Annotated in this window: 14 protein-coding genes; 8 read left to right on the forward strand and 6 right to left on the reverse strand. The window is 65.1% G+C overall.

The window, feature by feature from the left end:
• Nucleotides 1-323: 323 nt before the first annotated feature.
• The 6 genes from QCM77_RS39905 (at nt 324) to QCM77_RS39930 (ending at nt 6,777) form a co-directional block, all read left to right on the forward strand.
• On the forward strand, nt 324-908 hold the full coding sequence (locus tag QCM77_RS39905) for an NnrU family protein (protein WP_211396235.1): 585 nt from the start codon (nt 324-326) through the stop codon (nt 906-908).
• A gap of 73 nt (nt 909-981) precedes the next feature.
• Nucleotides 982-2,574 (forward strand): class I adenylate-forming enzyme family protein, encoded by a 1,593-nt coding sequence (locus tag QCM77_RS39910; RefSeq protein ID WP_280096464.1) that lies wholly within the window; start codon nt 982-984, stop codon nt 2,572-2,574.
• 165 nt (nt 2,575-2,739) lie between these two features.
• Entirely contained in the window at nt 2,740-3,393 is a 654-nt protein-coding gene (locus QCM77_RS39915) for a tetratricopeptide repeat protein (protein ID WP_280096465.1), read from the forward strand.
• Nucleotides 3,394-3,442: 49 nt separating this feature from the next.
• Nucleotides 3,443-3,991, forward strand: a complete 549-nt coding sequence (locus QCM77_RS39920; RefSeq protein WP_279668056.1) for a hypothetical protein — start codon at nt 3,443-3,445, stop codon at nt 3,989-3,991.
• A gap of 150 nt (nt 3,992-4,141) precedes the next feature.
• Nucleotides 4,142-5,524, forward strand: a complete 1,383-nt coding sequence (gene der / locus QCM77_RS39925) for a ribosome biogenesis GTPase Der (protein ID WP_279668055.1) — start codon at nt 4,142-4,144, stop codon at nt 5,522-5,524.
• Entirely contained in the window at nt 5,521-6,777 is a 1,257-nt protein-coding gene (locus QCM77_RS39930) for a TCR/Tet family MFS transporter (RefSeq protein WP_280096466.1), read from the forward strand. Before der ends, QCM77_RS39930 begins: the two co-directional genes overlap by 4 nt.
• Nucleotides 6,778-6,883: 106 nt before the next feature.
• Here QCM77_RS39930 and QCM77_RS39935 read toward each other — a convergent pair whose 3' ends face one another.
• The 6 genes from QCM77_RS39935 to radA form a co-directional block, all read right to left on the reverse strand.
• Nucleotides 6,884-8,122, reverse strand: coding sequence for an ABC transporter substrate-binding protein (locus QCM77_RS39935; protein WP_279668053.1), 1,239 nt, complete (start codon nt 8,120-8,122; stop codon nt 6,884-6,886).
• Nucleotides 8,123-8,290: 168 nt separating this feature from the next.
• The gene (locus QCM77_RS39940; protein WP_279668052.1) at nt 8,291-9,439 is read right to left on the reverse strand and encodes an NHL repeat-containing protein; all 1,149 of its coding nucleotides are present in this window, start codon (nt 9,437-9,439) and stop codon (nt 8,291-8,293) included.
• Nucleotides 9,440-9,517: 78 nt separating this feature from the next.
• The gene (locus tag QCM77_RS39945; protein WP_279668051.1) at nt 9,518-10,258 is read right to left on the reverse strand and encodes an SDR family NAD(P)-dependent oxidoreductase; all 741 of its coding nucleotides are present in this window, start codon (nt 10,256-10,258) and stop codon (nt 9,518-9,520) included.
• A 143-nt stretch (nt 10,259-10,401) separates the two neighbouring features.
• Nucleotides 10,402-11,907, reverse strand: coding sequence for an amidophosphoribosyltransferase (gene purF / locus QCM77_RS39950; RefSeq protein WP_279668050.1), 1,506 nt, complete (start codon nt 11,905-11,907; stop codon nt 10,402-10,404).
• A gap of 28 nt (nt 11,908-11,935) precedes the next feature.
• Nucleotides 11,936-12,565, reverse strand: coding sequence for a CvpA family protein (locus QCM77_RS39955; RefSeq protein WP_279686429.1), 630 nt, complete (start codon nt 12,563-12,565; stop codon nt 11,936-11,938).
• Nucleotides 12,566-12,731: 166 nt separating this feature from the next.
• Nucleotides 12,732-14,177 carry a DNA repair protein RadA gene (gene radA, locus QCM77_RS39960; protein ID WP_279668048.1) on the reverse strand — a complete coding sequence of 482 codons (1,446 nt, stop codon included), beginning with the start codon at nt 14,175-14,177 and terminating at the stop codon, nt 12,732-12,734.
• Between the two features lie 219 nt (nt 14,178-14,396).
• Here radA and QCM77_RS39965 point away from each other — a divergent pair, with 219 nt between their 5' ends.
• Nucleotides 14,397-15,554 (forward strand): ABC transporter substrate-binding protein, encoded by a 1,158-nt coding sequence (locus tag QCM77_RS39965; protein ID WP_279668047.1) that lies wholly within the window; start codon nt 14,397-14,399, stop codon nt 15,552-15,554.
• Nucleotides 15,554-17,623 carry a putative bifunctional diguanylate cyclase/phosphodiesterase gene (locus tag QCM77_RS39970; protein ID WP_279668046.1) on the forward strand — a complete coding sequence of 690 codons (2,070 nt, stop codon included), beginning with the start codon at nt 15,554-15,556 and terminating at the stop codon, nt 17,621-17,623. The genes QCM77_RS39965 and QCM77_RS39970 overlap by 1 nt, the downstream gene beginning before the upstream one ends.
• Nucleotides 17,624-17,631 lie beyond the last annotated feature (8 nt).

Below are 17,631 nucleotides of genomic sequence, written 5' to 3' on the forward strand. Positions count from 1 at the left end.
CTCCGAACAATTCATCGCTTGCCATCGTGGTCTCCTGCGAATCCGCCATCGCCAGAGAATCACACTGCGACGGCTTTCGGCTATAGTGCTCGATGAGCCGTCGAATAGATCACACCCTCTGAGGAGCGCGTTCTTTACGCGCGTCTCGAAGGATGCAGGCCGCGGTGTTGCGGCAGCCGGGCCGGCATGGTTCTCGCGGCGATGCGAAGCATCGTCCGCGAGACGGCGCTTTGCGCCTCCTCACCATGAGGGGTGAGAGTTGCGACCGGCGGCCAATCGATGATACGCCATAGGCGGGGGCGCTGGTAGAGGGGGAGGTTGTCGTGGGTCTGCTGGTCATGATCCTGGGGCTTGCGCTGTTTTTTGCGGCGCATGTGTTCACGACGAAACGCGAGGCGCGCGCGCAGGCAATCGCGAGACTGGGCGAGGGGACCTACAAGATCCTCTATTCGCTCGCCTCGCTCGCGGGGCTCGCGTTGATCATCTGGGGCTTCGCCCACTACCGTGCGACCGGCTGGATCGACGTCTGGTATCCACCGAAAGCATTCAAGCACATCACGCTCGCGCTGATGTTGCCCGCGGTCATCCTGGTGGTTGCGTCATATCTGCGTGGCCGCATCTATGCGACGCTGAAGCATCCGATGCTGGCCGGCATCAAGCTGTGGGCGGCGGCGCATCTTTTGGCCAATGGCGATCTCGGCTCCATCATCCTGTTCGGCTCGTTCCTGGGGTGGGCGGTGTATGATCGCATTACGCTGAAGCGTCGCACCGATGGCGGCGGCCCGCCGATTCCGGTGGGCGGCGTCACCAACGATCTGATCGCGGTCGCGGTCGGAATCGTCGCTTATCTGGCGCTGGCTTTTGCGTTCCATCCGGTCGTGATCGGGGTGCCCGTGATGGGTGGCTAGCCGATCAGCACAAGACAGGACCGGCATGCCCATGCGCGGAAAGTAACAAGAGCAACAAGGCAAGGGCAGCCCGATGGACTGGTCGCAATCTCAGATCCCACCAATGCGGTTCGAAGCGCGCTTCGGCGATCGGGTGGTGCCGGCATTTTGCGATCGGCCGTCGAGCCTGTGGACGATGATCGCGGACGCCCGCGCCCGCAATGCCGACGGTGAAGCGCTGGTCTCAGGCAATGTCCGGCTGAGCTGGCGGCAGGCCACGGAGCAGGCTGCGCGGATCGCTGCGGGCTTTCGCAAGTTCGGATTGCAGCGCGGCGATCGTGTCGCGATCCTGCTCGGCAACCGCGTCGAATTTCCGCTGCTGCTGTTTGCTGCCGCGCATGAGGGGCTCGTCACGGTGCTGCTCAGCACGCGCCAGCAGAAGCCGGAAATCGCCTATGTCCTCACCGATTGCGGTGCCAGAATCCTGATCCACGAGGCGGCACTCGCGGATCGTCTGCCAGATGCGCGGGATGTGCCCGATGTGATCCACCGCATCGCCGTCGACGACGATCCGGCTCTGTCGCGTTTCGCGGTGCTCGCCGACAATTTGCCGGCCAATGCACCCGCAGAGACGAGCGAGGAGGACACCGCGATGATCCTCTACACCTCAGGCACGACAGGCAAGCCGAAGGGCGCGATGCTGGCCCATTGCAACATCGTCCATTCCTCGATGATCTTCGCGTCCTGCCTGAAACTGACCTCAGCGGACCGTTCGATCGCGGCTGTGCCGCTCGGCCACGTCACCGGCGTCGTCGCCAACATCACGACGATGATCTGCTGCGGCGGCGCGCTGATCATCATGCCGGAGTTCAAGGCCGCCGAATATCTCAAGCTCGCCGCGCGCGAGCGCGTCACCTACACCGTGATGGTGCCGGCGATGTACAATCTCTGCCTGCTCCAGCCCGATTTCGACGGCTACGACCTGTCGAGCTGGCGCATCGGCGGTTTTGGCGGCGCACCGATGCCGGTCGCGACCATCGAGAAGCTCGAAACGAAGATTCCCGGTCTCAGGCTGATGAACTGCTACGGCGCGACCGAGACGACATCGCCCTCCACGATCATGCCCGGCGAGCTGACGGCGAGCCACATCGACAGCGTCGGCCTGGCCTGCCCCGGTGCGCGCGTCGTCGCGATAGGAGCGGATGGCCGCGAGCTGCCTCACGGCGAGATCGGCGAGCTCTGGATCCAGAGCGCCTCCGTCATCAAGGGGTACTGGAATAATCCGAAGGCCACGGCCGAGAGTTTCACTGCCGGATTCTGGCATTCCGGCGATCTGGGCTCGGTCGATGCGGAAGGTTTTGTCCGGGTGTTCGACCGGCAGAAGGACATGATCAATCGCGGCGGCCTGAAGATCTATTCGGCCGAGGTCGAATTCGTGCTGGCCGGCCATCCAGCCGTGGTCGAGAGCGCGATCGTTGCCAAGACGTGCCCGGTGCTGGGTGAACGCGTTCATGCCGTGGTGGTGACGCGCGCGCCGGTGGACAGCGAAGCCTTGCGCGCCTGGTGCGCGGAGCGGCTGTCCGACTACAAGGTCCCGGAAACCATGGTGATCACCGCGGAGCCGTTGCCGCGCAATGCCAATGGCAAGGTGCTGAAGCGGCAGCTGCGGGAGCTTCTGGGAACCTGAGTCGGGCAGGGCCCTCCGGGCGATCCCGGGTGGTTAACGCCTTGATCGGGCTCGCTTTGCCTTGCCACCGCCATATCGATAGGGTATCGCCGCCGCCACGCGGGGACGGGTTTTTGACGCGGACGATCTGGCGCGCATTCCTGACCGGGTATGGGGTTAGCTTAAGTGTCTGAATTATTTGACGAAGTCGACGAGGAAGTACGTCGCGAGCAGCTCAAAAGGCTGTGGGACAAGTATTCGATCTATTTCATCGCCCTGATGGTGTTGATCGTCGCCGCCGTGGGTGGCTGGCGCGGTTACCAGTATCTGGAGGCCAAGAAATCCGCGGAGGCGGGCGCCGCCTTCGAGAAAGCCGCCGAGCTGTCCGATCAGGACAAGCATGCGGAGGCCGAGGCGGCCTTCACCGAGCTCGCCGCCAAGGCTCCATCGGGCTATCGCACCCTGGCGCGGCTGCGTGCTGCAGCCGAGGCGGCAGCCCGCGATCCCAAGGCGGCGGCCAAGCTCTATGACGACATTGCCGCGGACCGCAGCGTGGGCGGCGAGTGGCAGGATCTGGCGAGGATTCGCGCCGCCGGCTTGCTGGTCGACAGCGCGTCCTATGCCGACATGCAGCAGCGGCTGGAAGCTTCCGCTGCGCCCAAATCGACCTTCCGCCACAGCGCCCGCGAGATGCTGGCGCTGTCGGCCTGGCGCAACAACGACATGACTGCGGCCCGCAAATGGCTCGACGCGATTGCCGAGGACGGCGAAACGCCAGCCGGCCTGCGCTCACGCGCCGAGGCGCTGCAGGCCCTGCTGCCGCCCGTCGCCAAGAGCTGATTCAAGAGCTGAGCCAAGAGCTGACGGCCCCGAGAGACGAGATACCGATATGCTCCGCACGCCACGCTTGATCGCAGCCGCCGTCCTGATCGCCTTCACGGGCGTCCTCGGCGGTTGCTCCAGCTTCGATCCGAGCGACATGCTCGACTTCCTCGATACCAAGAAGAAGCTGCCGGGCGACCGCAAGCCGGTGTTCCCGGAGGGCGTGCCGGGCCTCGAGCAGGGCGTTCCGAAGGACATGTACAAGGGCGCGCAGCAGCAGCCCGATCCGAACGCGCCTGCCGTTGCGGCCTTGCCACCGGAGCCTCCGCCCGAGCCGGCCAAGCCGGCGAAGGGTGCCAAGGCGAAAAAGACCAGGCAGCCGGCCGCCGCAGCAGTCGCGCCGGCAGAGGCGCCCGCCGGCGAAGTCGATGGCGAGGCCCAGCCGGAGGCCGCGCCGCCCGCGGCCGCTCCGCCCAAGCAGAAGATCGTGCGCAAGCGCACCACTGCGCCGCCGCCCGATCAACCCGTCCAGCAGGCGCAACCGACCCAGACCACCCAGCAGCAATCGCAGGGCGCCTTCCCGGCGCCGATGCCGAGCGGCAGCTTCTCGCGCTAGAGCATGATCCGGAAAAGTGCGAAGCGGTTTTCCAAAAAGATCGTGTTCAAACAACAACCTAAAGCGTGGTGAAGATTCATCCCAGCCTCATCGCGCTTTAATAATTTCATTTCATTGACAGGCGCAGCTCCGGCAGCGCACGAATGACCCATGTCCTTTAAGATTGCCATTATCGGCCGGCCCAATGTCGGCAAGTCGACGCTGTTCAACCGCCTGGTTGGGCAGAAGCTCGCGCTCGTCGATGACCTGCCCGGCGTCACCCGCGACCGCCGCGAGGGCGAGGCCAGGCTCGGCGATCTCGAGTTCACCATCATCGACACCGCCGGCCTCGACGAGGGCGCCAAGGGCTCGCTGACCGCCCGCATGCAGGAGCAGACCGAGGCCGCGATCGCACAGGCCGATGTGCTGTTCTTCGTGATCGATGCCCGCAGCGGCCTCACGCCCAACGATCGCGCCTTCGCCGATTTCGCCCGCAAGGCCGACAAACCGGTGCTGCTCGTTGCCAACAAGAGCGAAGGCAAGCATGGCGATGCCGGCGCGATGGAGGCCTTCGCGCTCGGCCTCGGCGATCCCATCCAGATCTCGGCCGAGCACGGCGAGGGCATGGGCGAGCTCTATGATGCCCTTAGAGAGCTGATGCCGGAGCCTGTCGACGAGGATGAAGTCGAGGACGACGAACCGCTGACGGAGGAAGAGGCCGCCACGCGTCCGATCCGGGTCGCTATCGTCGGCCGGCCCAACGCCGGCAAGTCGACGATGATCAATCATCTGCTCGGCGAAGAGCGCCTGCTGACGAGCCCGGAGGCCGGCACCACGCGCGATTCCATCGCGGTCGAGATCAGCTGGAAGGGCCGCGATTTTCGCGTGTTCGACACCGCAGGTCTGCGCCGGCGCTCGCGCATCGAGGAGAAGCTCGAAAAGCTCTCGGTCGCAGACGCACTGCGCGCGGTGCGCTTTGCCGAAGTCGTCGTGATGATGATGGATGCGCAGAACCGCTTCGAGGAGCAGGATCTTCGTATCGCCGACCTGATCGAGCGCGAGGGGCGCGCTGTCGTGCTCGCCGTCAACAAATGGGACCTGATGGAGAGCAAGGGTGGCGGTGCGATTTCGAACCTGCGCCGCGATGCCGATCACTTGCTCCCGCAGGTCAAGGGCGTGCCGATCGTCGCCGTCTCCGGCCTGATGGGCGAGGGCATTGACCGCCTGATGCAGGCGATCCAGGACGCCTATGCGCTTTGGAACCGGCGTGTGTCGACCTCGTCGCTGAACCGCTGGTTCGAGGAGGCGGTCCAGGCCAATCCGCCGCCCGCCGTGTCCGGCCGACGGCTCAAGCTGAACTACATCACGCAGACCAAGGCGCGCCCGCCGAGCTTCGTGCTGTTCTGCTCGCGCGCGGACGCGGTGCCGCAGTCTTATCTGCGCTATCTCACCAATTCGATGCGTGAGGCCTTCGAGCTGCCGGGCACGCCGGTGCGTATCACCCTGCGCGAGAAGGCCAATCCCTTCGCCCACAAGCGCAAGCGGCCGTCGTGAGCAACGAAGCCGGCGAGGCGATGGCGCAGGGCGCTACGCCGGTCCGGCGCGGTGCGGTCGCCTTCATCTTCGTCACCATCCTGCTCGACATGCTCGCGCTCGGCGTGATCATGCCGATCCTGCCAAAACTGATCGAGAGCTTCGTCGACAACGACACGGCGCACGCGGCCCGCATCTTCGGCCTGTTCGGCACCGCCTGGGCGCTGATGCAGTTCGTGTTCTCGCCGGTGCTCGGCGCGCTGTCGGATCGCTTCGGGCGGCGCCCGGTGGTGTTGCTGTCGAATTTCGGGCTCGCGGCCGACTATGTGCTGATGGCGCTGGCGCCGTCGCTGGTCTGGCTGTTCGTCGGCCGCGTCATCTCCGGGATCACCTCCGCCAGTATCTCGACCGCCTTTGCCTATATTGCCGACATCACGCCGCCGGAGCGGCGCGCGGCGGTCTTTGGCAGGATTGGCGCTGCCTTCGGCGCCGGCTTCGTGCTGGGCCCGGCGCTGGGCGGTCTGCTCGGCGATATCGATCCGCGCCTGCCGTTCTGGGCCTCGGCGGCCTTAAGCTTTGCCAATGCGCTCTATGGGCTGTTCGTCCTGCCGGAATCGCTGGCGGCGGACAAGCGCGCGCCGTTCCGCTGGACGAGCGCCAATCCGGTCGGTGCGCTCCGCCTGCTGCGTTCCAACGCCGTGCTCGCTGCGTTGTCCGTCGTCAACTTCATCGCGCAGGTCGCGCATGTCGTGCTGCCCTCGACCTTCGTGCTCTATGCCACCTATCGCTATGGCTGGGATTCGAAAACCGTGGGATTGACGCTGACGATGGTCGGCGTCTGCGCCATGGTGGTGCAGGGGCTTGCGATCGGCCCGATCGTGCGCGTGCTCGGCGAGCGGAACGCGTTGTTGATGGGCCTGTGCTGTGGCGCGGTCGGCTTCTTGATCTTCGGCGCAGCGCCGACCGGGCCGCTGTTCTGGCTCGGCATTCCCGTGATGTCGCTGTGGGGGATTTCGGGTGCGGCCATGCAGTCGCTGATGACGCGGCTGGTCGCGCCCCATCAGCAGGGCCAGTTGCAGGGCGCAACCGCGAGCGTGCAGAGCGTGTCGCAGCTCGTCGGCCCGTTCCTGTTCACGCTGACGTTTTCATTCTTCATCGGCGCCAGCGCGCCGTGGCGTCTGCCCGGCGCGCCGTTCCTGCTCGCGGCGGTGTTGATGGTGGTGTGCGTGGCGATCGCGGTGCGGGCGCTGGCCGCGGCGAAGACGGCGTCGTAGTCTCATAGGGTGGCCAAAGCGAAAGCGTGCCCACCGCCTTCTTCGGTTGTGGCGAGATGGTGGGCAGGGCGCTTTCGCGCCTTGCCCACCCTAAGAGTTATCTGGCTTACTTCTTCACCAGCGGACACTCGCTGGCCTCGAGCGGCTTGGCGGCGTCTTCCGGCGTGATGGTCGCCACCAGCTTGTAATAGTCCCACGGATACTTCGATTCTTCCGGCTTCTTCACCTCGAACAGATAGGCCGGGATGATGCGACGGCCGTCGACACGCAGCGGGCCCTTGCCGAACAGTGGATCGTCGGTCGGGATTTCCTTCATCTTGGCAACGACCTTGGCGCCGTCACGCGGATTAGCGCCGAGCGCGTCCAGCGCTTTCAGGTAGTGCAGCACGGCCGCGTAGTTGCCGGCCACCGTCATCGAGGGCATGGCGTTCTTGGGCGAGACCTTCTGAAAGCGCTTCGACCATTCACGGGTGCTGTCGTTGAGATCCCAGTAGAAGGACTCGGTGAAGGTGAGGCCCTGCGCCGTCTTCAGGCCGAGTGAATTCACGTCGGTGATGAACAGCAACAACGCTGCGAGCTTCTGGCCGCCCTGAACGATGCCGAATTCGGACGCCTGCTTGATCGCGTTGGTGGTGTCGCCACCGGCATTGGCGAGACCGACGATCTTGGCTTTCGATGACTGAGCCTGAAGCAGGAAGGAGGAGAAGTCAGCCGTGTTGAGCGGGTGCTTGACGCCGCCGAGCACCTTGCCGCCATTGGCGGTAACGACGGCGCTGGTGTCACGCTCCAACGCGTGACCGAAGGCATAGTCGGCGGTCAGGAAGAACCAGCTGTCGCCGCCGGCCTTGGTCAGCGCCTTGCCGGTGCCGTTGGCAAGCATGTAGGTGTCGTAGGTGTAGGAAATCGTGTTCGGCGTGCAGGCCTTGCCGGTGAGGTCGGCGGTTGCCGCGCCCGAGTTGAGCAGCACCGAGTTCTTTTCCTTGACAAGGTTGCTGACCGCGAGCGCCACGCCCGAGCTCGGCGTGTCCGCGATGACGTCGACCTTCTCGTTGTCGATCCATTGCCGTGCGATGTTGACGCCTATATCGGGCTTGTTCTGGTGATCACCCGAGAGGACCTCGATGGTCCAGCCCTTGGCCTTCATGCCCGAATCTTCGACCGCCATCTTGATCGCGGCCACCGAATTCGGTCCGCCGATGTCGGCATAGAGGCTGGACATGTCGTTGAGCACGCCGATCTTGACGGTCTTGTCCTGTCCTTTTTCTTGGGCGTAGGCGGATGTGGCAAAACCGAAGGCGGCGCAGGCCAAAAGGGCCGCGGAGCGGCGCGCGAACGTCGTTGTCATGACAGGTTCCCTCCATTGTCAAATATGCGGACGGCTCTCTTGCGGAGCCTTGTTTCCGGCTGATGGCTCTAGCCTGTCCCACGGCCGGCGGCAATGCGTCTAAAGCCGGATGACGCTGCGTCGTGGCGTCATCCGTCGGTTAACTTTTGGGCAAAATGCGTCGAGACGCTATTTCAGCGCGTCCGATGTCAGCTTGAATTTCTGGATGCGTTTTCCGGTGTCAACCTCGGCGGTATAGACATTACCCTTGGCGTCGATCGCCATGGCATGCACCCAGTGGAATTGCCCGGCATTGCGGCCGTTGTGGCCGAAGCTGCCGACCACGCTGCCGTCGTCGCGCTTGATAACCCTGATCTCGTTGTTTTCGCCATCCGCGCTGAGCAGCCAGGTCTGCTTCGGATCGGGCCAGATCGCGATGTCCCACACCGCGCCGTTGCCGAGCGTGTTCTTCTCGAAGAAGAACTCCTTCACGAAGGTGCCGTCCTTCCTGAACACCTGGATCCGGTTGTTGATGCGGTCGCAGACGTAGACGAGACCGTCATTGGCGAGCTTCACGCAATGGACGGGATTGCCGAATTGCTGAGAAACTGGCGCCTTGGGATCATACGCGGCCTGCTTGGTGTCGTCGGGCTTGTTGCCGTAGGCGCCCCAGTGCCGCTTGTAGGCGAGCGTGGTTGCGTCGAACACGATGACGCGGCGGTTGCCATAGCCGTCGGCGACGTAGATTTCGTTCGCGTCCTTGTCGATCGCGGTTTCGGCGGGCTTGCCGAGCTGCGTCGTGTCGTTGCTGCCGAGGCTCGGCGCGATCTTGCCGATCTGGGCGACGAACTTGCCGTCGAGCGTGAATTTCAGGATGGCGTTGTCGTTGTCGGCATTGCCGCCGACCCAGACGAAGCCACGTTCGTCGACCTCGATGCCGTGCTCGCGGCCAACCCATTCATAGCCTTCGCCCGGACCGCCCCAGGATCGCAGCAGGTTGCCGTCGCTGTCGAATTCGAGCACCGGCGGTGCCGACACGCAGCATTTGGAACGCGGCGGGTTGAGGCTCGCGCCTTTCTCGTCGTCGGTGAGCGAGCGTGGGCGATGGATCACCCAGATGTGGCCTTGCCAGTCGACGGTGATGCCGCCGACCTGGCCGAGGATCCAGTTGTTCGGCAGCTGTTTGGGCCAGGAGGAATCGACCGCGAACGTCGGGACATCGCCGGCGGTTGCCGCGCCCGGAAGCACAAACGCGATAGCCGCGATCAGGATGGAGAAGGCGTGAGAGACATTTGCGAGCGCACGCGTAACGCCTGCGCGATCATGCCATGGCGCCATGGCAACCTCCCTTTATTGGCTTGCGGCTTGCTGCCGCTTGAGCGCGGGCAGTCAATCGCGGGGAGGCGCTTGAGTCAATCAGGCCGGCGAGCGGAAGCTCATCAGGCTGCGCGTCTTGTAATCATAGAACTTGCCGGTCTCGGTCCAGTCCGGCGCGCACATCGGAACGATGAATTCGGCGACCTGCTCGGGCGTTTCCAGCGTCGCCGGGTCTTCGCCCGGCATCAGCGTGGCGCGCATGCGGGTGCGGACCGGGCCGGGATTGAACAGGTTGATGCGCAGCTTCGTATTTGCGGTCTCCTGCGCCCAGGCGCGCGCCAGCGTTTCCAGCGCGGCCTTGGAGGCGGCGTAGGGGCTGACATAGGCGGTGGCCTTGTTGGCCGCGCCCGAGGTGATGAATACCGCGCGACCGGCGTCGGATTGCTTGAGCAGCGGCTCCATGCAGCGGATCAGCTGGAAGTTCGCGGAGACGTTGACGGCCATCACGTCGTTGAAAGCCTTCAGCTCGATATGGCCGACCGGCGAGGAGGGGCCGAGCACGCCGGCATTGCCGACGAGGATGTCGAGCTTGCCGTAGCGTTCGTGCAGGCCGGCGCCGAGCCGCGCGACGCCGTCGGAATCGGTGAGATTGAGCGGCACCAGCGTGGCGCTGCCGCCGTCCTTGCGGATTTCGTCGTCGAGCTCTTCCAACCCGCCCTGCGTACGCGCCACAGCGACGATATGCGCGCCGGCCCTGGCGAGCGCCTTGGCCGTGGCCAAGCCGATGCCGCGCGAGGCGCCGGTGACGAGAGCGATGCGGTTGGCGAGAGGTTTTGTCATTAAGGTTCTATCCAGCGTCGTCCCGGCGAAGGCCGGGACCCATACGCCGTGACGGCGATGATTGGGTGAAGATGGTCATGGCCATCCTCTTCAAACCACACAGACCTGTGGTTATGGGTCCCGGCCTTCGCCGGGACGACACCTCAGCTCGCCTCCGCCAGTAGCGACAACTGCCGCGGCTGCTGCTCGGTCTGGGTCTGGTCGGTGAGGTGGGTCGGATACGCCCCGGTGAAGCAGTGATCCGAGAATTTCGGATTGGCGGGGTCGCGGCCGGGCTCGCCCATGGCGCGGTACATGCCGTCGATCGACAGGAAGGCGAGCGAGTCGGCGCCGATGATCTCGCGCATCTCCTCCAACGAATGCGTCGCGGCCAGCAGGCCGCCACGGTCGGGCAGGTCGATGCCGTAATAGTCGGGATAGAGGATCGGCGGCGAGGCGAGGCGGAAGTGCACTTCCTTGGCGCCGGCGTCGCGCATCATGCGCACGATCTTCTTCGAGGTGGTGCCGCGCACCAGCGAGTCGTCGATCAGGATGATGCGCTTGCCTTCGATCGCTGCGCGGTTGGCCGAATGCTTCATGCGCACGCCGGATTCGCGGATCGCCTGCGTCGGCTGGATGAAGGTGCGGCCGACATAATGGTTGCGGATGATGCCGAGCTCGAACGGCACGCCGGAATGCTGGCTGTAGCCGACCGCGGCGGGCACGCCGGAATCCGGCACCGGCACCACGACGTCAACCGGGACGTGGCTCTCGCGCGCGAGCTGCGCGCCAAAGGCCTTGCGCACCTCGTAGACCGAGCGGCCGTGAACGATGGAATCCGGACGGGAGAAGTAGATGTACTCGAAGATGCAGGGACGCGGCGCGATCGGCGGGAACGGCTTGTGGATGTCTTGACCGTTGTCGTCGAACACGATGACCTCGCCGGGCTCGATGTCGCGGACGAAGCGTGCGCCGATAATGTCGAGCGCACAGGTCTCGGAGGTCAGGATCGGGCAGCCATCGAGCTCGCCGAGCACGAGCGGACGGATGCCACGGGGATCACGCGCGCCGACCAGCTTCTTGTTGGTCAGCGAGACCAGCGCATAGGCGCCCTCGATCTCGCGCAGCGCGTCGATATAGCGCTCGATGAAGCGGCTGCGCCTGGAGCGCGCGACCAGGTGCAGGATCACCTCAGTGTCGGTGGTCGACTGCATCATCGCGCCGTTCTTCACGAGCTCGCGACGCAGCGTCAGGCCGTTGGTAAGGTTGCCGTTGTGGGCGACCGCAAGGCCGCCGGCATTCAATTCGGCGAACAGGGGCTGCACGTTGCGCAGGATGGTCGCGCCGGTGGTGGAATAGCGGACATGGCCGACCGCCATGTTGCCGGGCAGGCGGTCGATCACCTCGCGGCGGGAGAAGGTGTCGCCGACGAGACCGAGGCGGCGTTCGGAATGAAAGCGGCCGCCGTCATAGGAGACGATGCCCGCGGCCTCCTGACCGCGGTGCTGAAGGGCATGGAGGCCGAGTGCCGTGACGGCGGCGGCATCGGGGTGGCCGTAGATGCCGAAGACGCCGCATTCCTCGCGCAGCGTATCTCCCTCCAGATCGTCCTGAAGCTCTAGCGCGGCCGGGCCGAGATCAAGTTGGGCGTCCTGGTCAGGGTTTCGCATCTCGTCCGAGCCTCTCTTTAGGGCTTAATCAACGCGCCGCGGGTTTCTCGATCAGCTTTTTAAGGCTGTCACGAGCCGGTTTGCTGTATCCGTCGCCACTGCCCGAAGGCTGCTGCTCGGAATCAGTTTGCTCATCATCTGGTTTGTTTTTCTTGAATCTCTTCAAGATGGTGTTCTCGGGGTCGTCAGGCAAGAGGGCCATCAGCCAATCCCCGGTTCCCTGGAGCACCACGCGGGATTTGGCCCCCGTGACCCAATCCGGGCGCTGCTTGTCCGGCACCAGCCAAGTGAAGAACAGGAAGGCGACCACGACGATCAAAAGCCCGCGAGCCAGCCCGAACAGGAAGCCGAGGGTGCGGTCCAGCGCGCCGATGCGCGAATCCAGGATCATGTCGGAAATCCGGACCGTGATCACGGAGACCACGACCAGGGTGCCCACGAACACGCCGGCGACCACGACCACGCTCGCGACGGTATCGTTGTTGAAATAGGTCTTTGCGGTCGGCAGCAGCTTTGAGAACGAATAAAGGGTGACGATCGCCGCCGTGCCCCAGGCCGCGATCGACAGGATTTCGCGCATGAAGCCGCGGACCATCGCGAGCAGGCCCGAGATCAGCATCACACCGAGCAGGATCAGGTCGAGGAGTGTTACTGGCATCGGCTGGTCTGGTCCGCTCGTACTTCAAAGGTGCTCAGCGAATCGGTGTTTGGCCGCCGCCCCAAGTGAGGGCCAGACGACGTTCCCGGCAAGGCCGCAACCACGCAATCCCATGCTGCTTTTGTGACGGCTGTATAGCGGCGAGGGCGGCAAACGTCACCTCCACCTAACCCTCTCCACGGCGGAATCTTGCCGGTGTGGCATTTTTCTCCGCCGGCGCGTTCGATTCGCCCCGGCGGGAGCCACGAGCGGCGATCTCGGCCACCAGGGTCGTCAGGCTGTTGATCGCGTTGAGCGTGAGCCCGGCGTCGCCGCCGGCTTCGCCCCGGGCCGATTCGGGCAGCACAGCGCGCTGGAAGCCGAGTTTGGCCGCTTCCTTGAGCCGGGCGGGGGTCTGCGCCACCGGGCGGACCACGCCGGAGAGCGAAATCTCGCCGAAATAGACCGCATCGGTGGGTAACTGCGCATTAACCAGCGAGGACACCAGCGCCGCCGCGGCGGCCAGATCAGCTGCCGGCTCGTGGATGCGCAGGCCGCCCGCGACGTTCAGATAGACGTCGTGGCCGGACAGCTTGACCCCGCAATGGGCCTCCAGCACCGCGAGCACCATCGAGAGCCGGCTCGGGTCCCAGCCGACCACGGCTCGGCGCGGAGTGCCAAGCGAGGTTGGCGCCACCAGCGCCTGCAATTCGACCAGAAGCGGTCGGGTGCCTTCGATGCCCGCGAACACGGCGGTGCCGGGGGTGCCGAGATCGCGCTCCGACAGAAACAGCTCGGACGGGTTGGTGACCTCGCGCAGGCCCAGGCCCGTCATCTCGAACACGCCGATCTCGTCGGTCGGGCCGAAACGATTCTTCACGGCGCGCAGGATGCGGAACTGCTGCGAGCCTTCGCCCTCGAAGGACAGGACGGCATCGACCATGTGCTCGACCACGCGCGGGCCGGCGATCTGACCGTCCTTGGTGACGTGGCCGACCAGGATGATCGCCGCACCGGTCTTCTTGGCGAATCGGATCAGCGCCTGCGCCGAGGCGCGCACCTGGGTGACCGTGCCGGGCGCGGATTCCACCGTGTCGGTCCACATGGTCTGGATCGAGTCGATCACGATCAGCCGTGGGACTGCGCCTTCCGACAGGGTCGAGACGATGTCTTCGACGGAGGTTTCGGCGGCGAGCTGCACCGGCGCATCGGAAAGCCCGAGCCGCTCGGCGCGCAGGCGCACCTGGGCGATGGCCTCTTCGCCGGAGATGTAGACGATGCGATGTCCGGCACGCGCCATCAGGCTCGTCGCCTGCGTGAGTAGCGTCGATTTGCCGATGCCGGGATCACCGCCGACCAGCAGCACCGAGCCGCGGACAAAGCCGCCGCCGGTGACGCGGTCGAGCTCGGTCATGCCGGACGACAGGCGAGGTGCGTCCTGGGTTTTCCCCGCCAGACTCTCCAGGGCAAACGTGCGTCCCTTGCGCTTGGAGCGGATCGACACCGGAATGCTGCCGGTCGCGTCCTCCTCGGCGAGCGTATTCCACTCGCCGCAGGACTCGCACTTGCCCTGCCAGCGGTTATAGGCCGCGCCGCAATTCTGACAGACGAAGGAAAGCGTGTTCTTGGCCATGGGGACAGCGAGTCTGGGGACAGCGAGTCGTGGGTTTCGGGTTTGCTGATAGCACGGAATGACGGCTCGAGAGAGCGAGCCCGGCCGCATCCCGAATATCGCAATTCGGCACGCCTGATACACCCTTTGTTAGCTCTATGCCGCCGCGTCCGGCCGGACTTTGCCAAATGTTAGCAGACGCGGGTCCAGTTACGGAACCAATACGGGATGGCGAAACGAATGACGGGACTTTTGCGTATATTGCTCGCTGTGGGCATGGCCTGCGGCGTTCTTATGCCGCTTGGCGGTGCTGTTGCGGCCGACGCGAAGCCTCTCACCGTCGTTTTCGTGAACCCGGGCAAGACTGGTGAAGTCTATTGGGACATGGTCTCGCAGACCATGCAGGCCGCCGGCCGCAAGCTCGGCGCGCATGTCGAGGTGCTGTCCAGCGAGCGCAATTACCGCACCATGCAGGAGCTCGGGTTCGGCGTGGTGGCTCGTCCCGACAAGCCCGACTTCCTCATTCTCTCGAACGAGGAATCCGCGGCCGTCCCGATTCTGGAGGCGGCCGAGGCTGCCGGGGTCAGGACGCTGCTGTTGTCGAACACGCTGATCGGCGACGACGCGGCGCGTCTTGGACCGCCGCGCCAAAAGCTCAAGACCTGGCTCGGCGACATCACGACGGATCTTCAGACCGCGGGCGCGCGGATGGCCAATGCCCTGATCGGCGCGGCGCGTGCCGAGAAATGGCAGAGCCCGGACGGCAAGATTCACATTCTCGGCATCGGCGGCGACGAGATCACGCCGGCCTCGATCGCCCGCAACGCGGGTCTCAAGCTCGCCGTGGAGGCCGCGTCCGACGTCGTGGTGGATCGGATGCTGTTCGCCAACTGGACGCAGTCGGAGGCCGAGCATGTCACCGCGAATTATCTGAGCTGGGCCGCGCGCAAGGAGATCCGGCCTGCCGGCATATGGGCCGGAAACGATCCGATGGCGCTCGGTGCGCTTCGCGCGGTGATCGCTGCCGGTCTCATGCCCGGTCGGAACATCCAGGTGGTCGGCCTCAACTGGTCGGAGGAAGCGCTGCGCGAGATCAAGGCGGGCCGTCTGCTCCTGACCGACGGCGGGCATTTCCTGCTCGGCGGCTGGTCGATCGTTCTGCTGCGCGACTACGCCGACGGCTGCGATTTCGCGGCCGCATCACCCCGCGTTGAGGTCAGGACGTCTGCGATCACGCGCGATAACCTCGCTGCAGTCGGCGACCTCATCAGGACGCGCGCCTTTGACCGGATCGATTTCGCGCGTTTCAGGGCCAAGGCAGGGCGCTGCGGCCAGTACGACTTCTCCGTCGATGCGCTCATCTCGTCGCTGGCGCCTCTGGAAGGCGCTGCTGACTGATGCGAAACGGTGACGACATGACCGATCCGGATCGCAAGCAGCAGTCCGCGCCGCCGCGCTTGCGCTCGGTCGTCCGCGCGATGATCTGGGCCACTGTGCCCGTTCTGCTGCTGGTACAATTGCTCGCCTCCGCCGGCGTCGAGGCCTCGAGCTTCTGGTCGCAGATCAGGCAGCTCGACGCCCGCATCGCCCGCGTCGCCGAGAGCCGCGCCGAGCTGATCGCCGAACCGCTCTGGAAGATGCGTTACGACCAGGTCACGGGCGTGCTCAACGAGATCATGCACGACGAGACCATCGCCGCGGCGGCCGTTTACGACGATACCGGCACAGCGATTGCCCGCGTGGTGGCGCGCCCGGCGGGGCAGGCGGTCACGGAGGTCTCGCGTCCGATCAACTACAGCAACGGCAACATGGCCGTTCAGGCCGGCCACATCGTGATCGCCTATTCGCATGCGGCGCTCTATGCGGACACGGGCAGCCGGCTGGTGCTGCTGCTGGTCGTCGGCCTCTTCGCAACGCTTGCGACGCTGATCGCCATGCGGATCTCCGCCAACATCTTCATCGGCAAGCCGCTGGCGGCAATGATGTCCGCGATCCAGCGCAGCAAACAGGACGGCCGCGCCTATCCGGCGGAGGTCAAATCCTCGAACGAATTCGGCCAGCTCGCGCGTGCCTTCAACGCCATGCAGCACACGACGTCGGGTGCGCTCGACCGGCTCGGCCACATGGCCGCGCACGATCCGCTGACGGGGCTGCCCAATCGCCGCTCGCTGTCCGAGCACCTGGTGAGCTTGAGCAACGATGCCGGCTCGCCGGACGCGCTAATCGCGTTCTGCTTCATCGATCTCGACGACTTCAAGGGCATCAACGACACCTTTGGCCATGATGCCGGCGACAAGTTCCTGGTGCAGATTTCCGAGCGCCTTCGTGGTGCGGTCGAACCGCAAGATTGGGTGGCCCGGCTCGGCGGCGATGAATTCGTCGTGATCCGACCCGAGGTCAGCAACGAGGAGACCGCGCAGAGGTTTGCGCGCCAATTGCTGGATACGATTTCCGAGCCGATCCGGCTGCACGACAAGCAGGTCGTGCCGCGCGCCAGCATCGGCCTTGCCGTGCGACGCGCCGGAGATTCCGAGCTTTCGCACCTGCCGGCGCTCGCCGACATTGCGCTCTACCACGCCAAGAGCAAGGCGCCCGGCACCGTTGCCGTGCTCGACGAAGCGCTCCAGCGCGACTATCGCCGCCGCCGGGATCTCGAACTCGCCATTCCCACAGGCTTCGCCGAGGGGCAGTTCGAGGTCTGGTATCAAAGCCAGGTCGATCTCGAAAGCCACGAAATCGTCGGCCTGGAAGCGCTGATCCGTTGGCGCCATCCGGAACGTGGCGTGATCGGTCCGGGCGAATTTCTGCCGCTGATCGAGCGCAGCGGCAACAATGCGCGGCTGACGCGCTATGTGCTCACCGACGCCTGCCGCGCGCTGCAACGTTTGGCTGCGGCCGGCAGACCGCATATCCGGATCGCGATCAATCTGCCGCCGTCCGAGCTCGCCGACCATTCGCTCGCGGCCGAGCTGCGCGCGACCTGTGCGCGCTTCGATGTCGCGGCATCATTGCTGGAGCTTGAGATCACCGAGGGATCGCTGATCAACAACATCGCCAGCGCATCCGAGACGCTGCACCGCCTGCGGCGCCTGGGCGCCACCATCGCGCTCGACGATTTCGGCACGGGCTACAGCTCGCTCGCCCATCTCAGGCGGTTTCCCCTGGACAAGGTCAAGATCGACAAGGCGTTCATCAGCGAGATCCCTGACAGTGCGGAAGACAAGGCGATCGTTGGCGTCATCGCGTCGCTCGCGGGCACGCTGGGGCTCACCCTGGTGGCCGAAGGCATCGAGCGCAGCGAGCAGGCCAGGGCCATGCGCGAGATGGGCGTGAGGCTCGGGCAGGGCTTTCTCTATCATCGACCGCAGCCGCTCGAGGCCGTGTTGCTATGGCTCGAGGAACAGCCGGCCCACCAGAGCCACGTCCTCGAGGATAGCCCGTCGATCGCGCCCGAATTTGCCGTCTGAGCGCCAGC

The organism is Bradyrhizobium nivariense, from assembly GCF_029846695.2.
GTDB lineage: Bacteria > Pseudomonadota > Alphaproteobacteria > Rhizobiales > Xanthobacteraceae > Bradyrhizobium.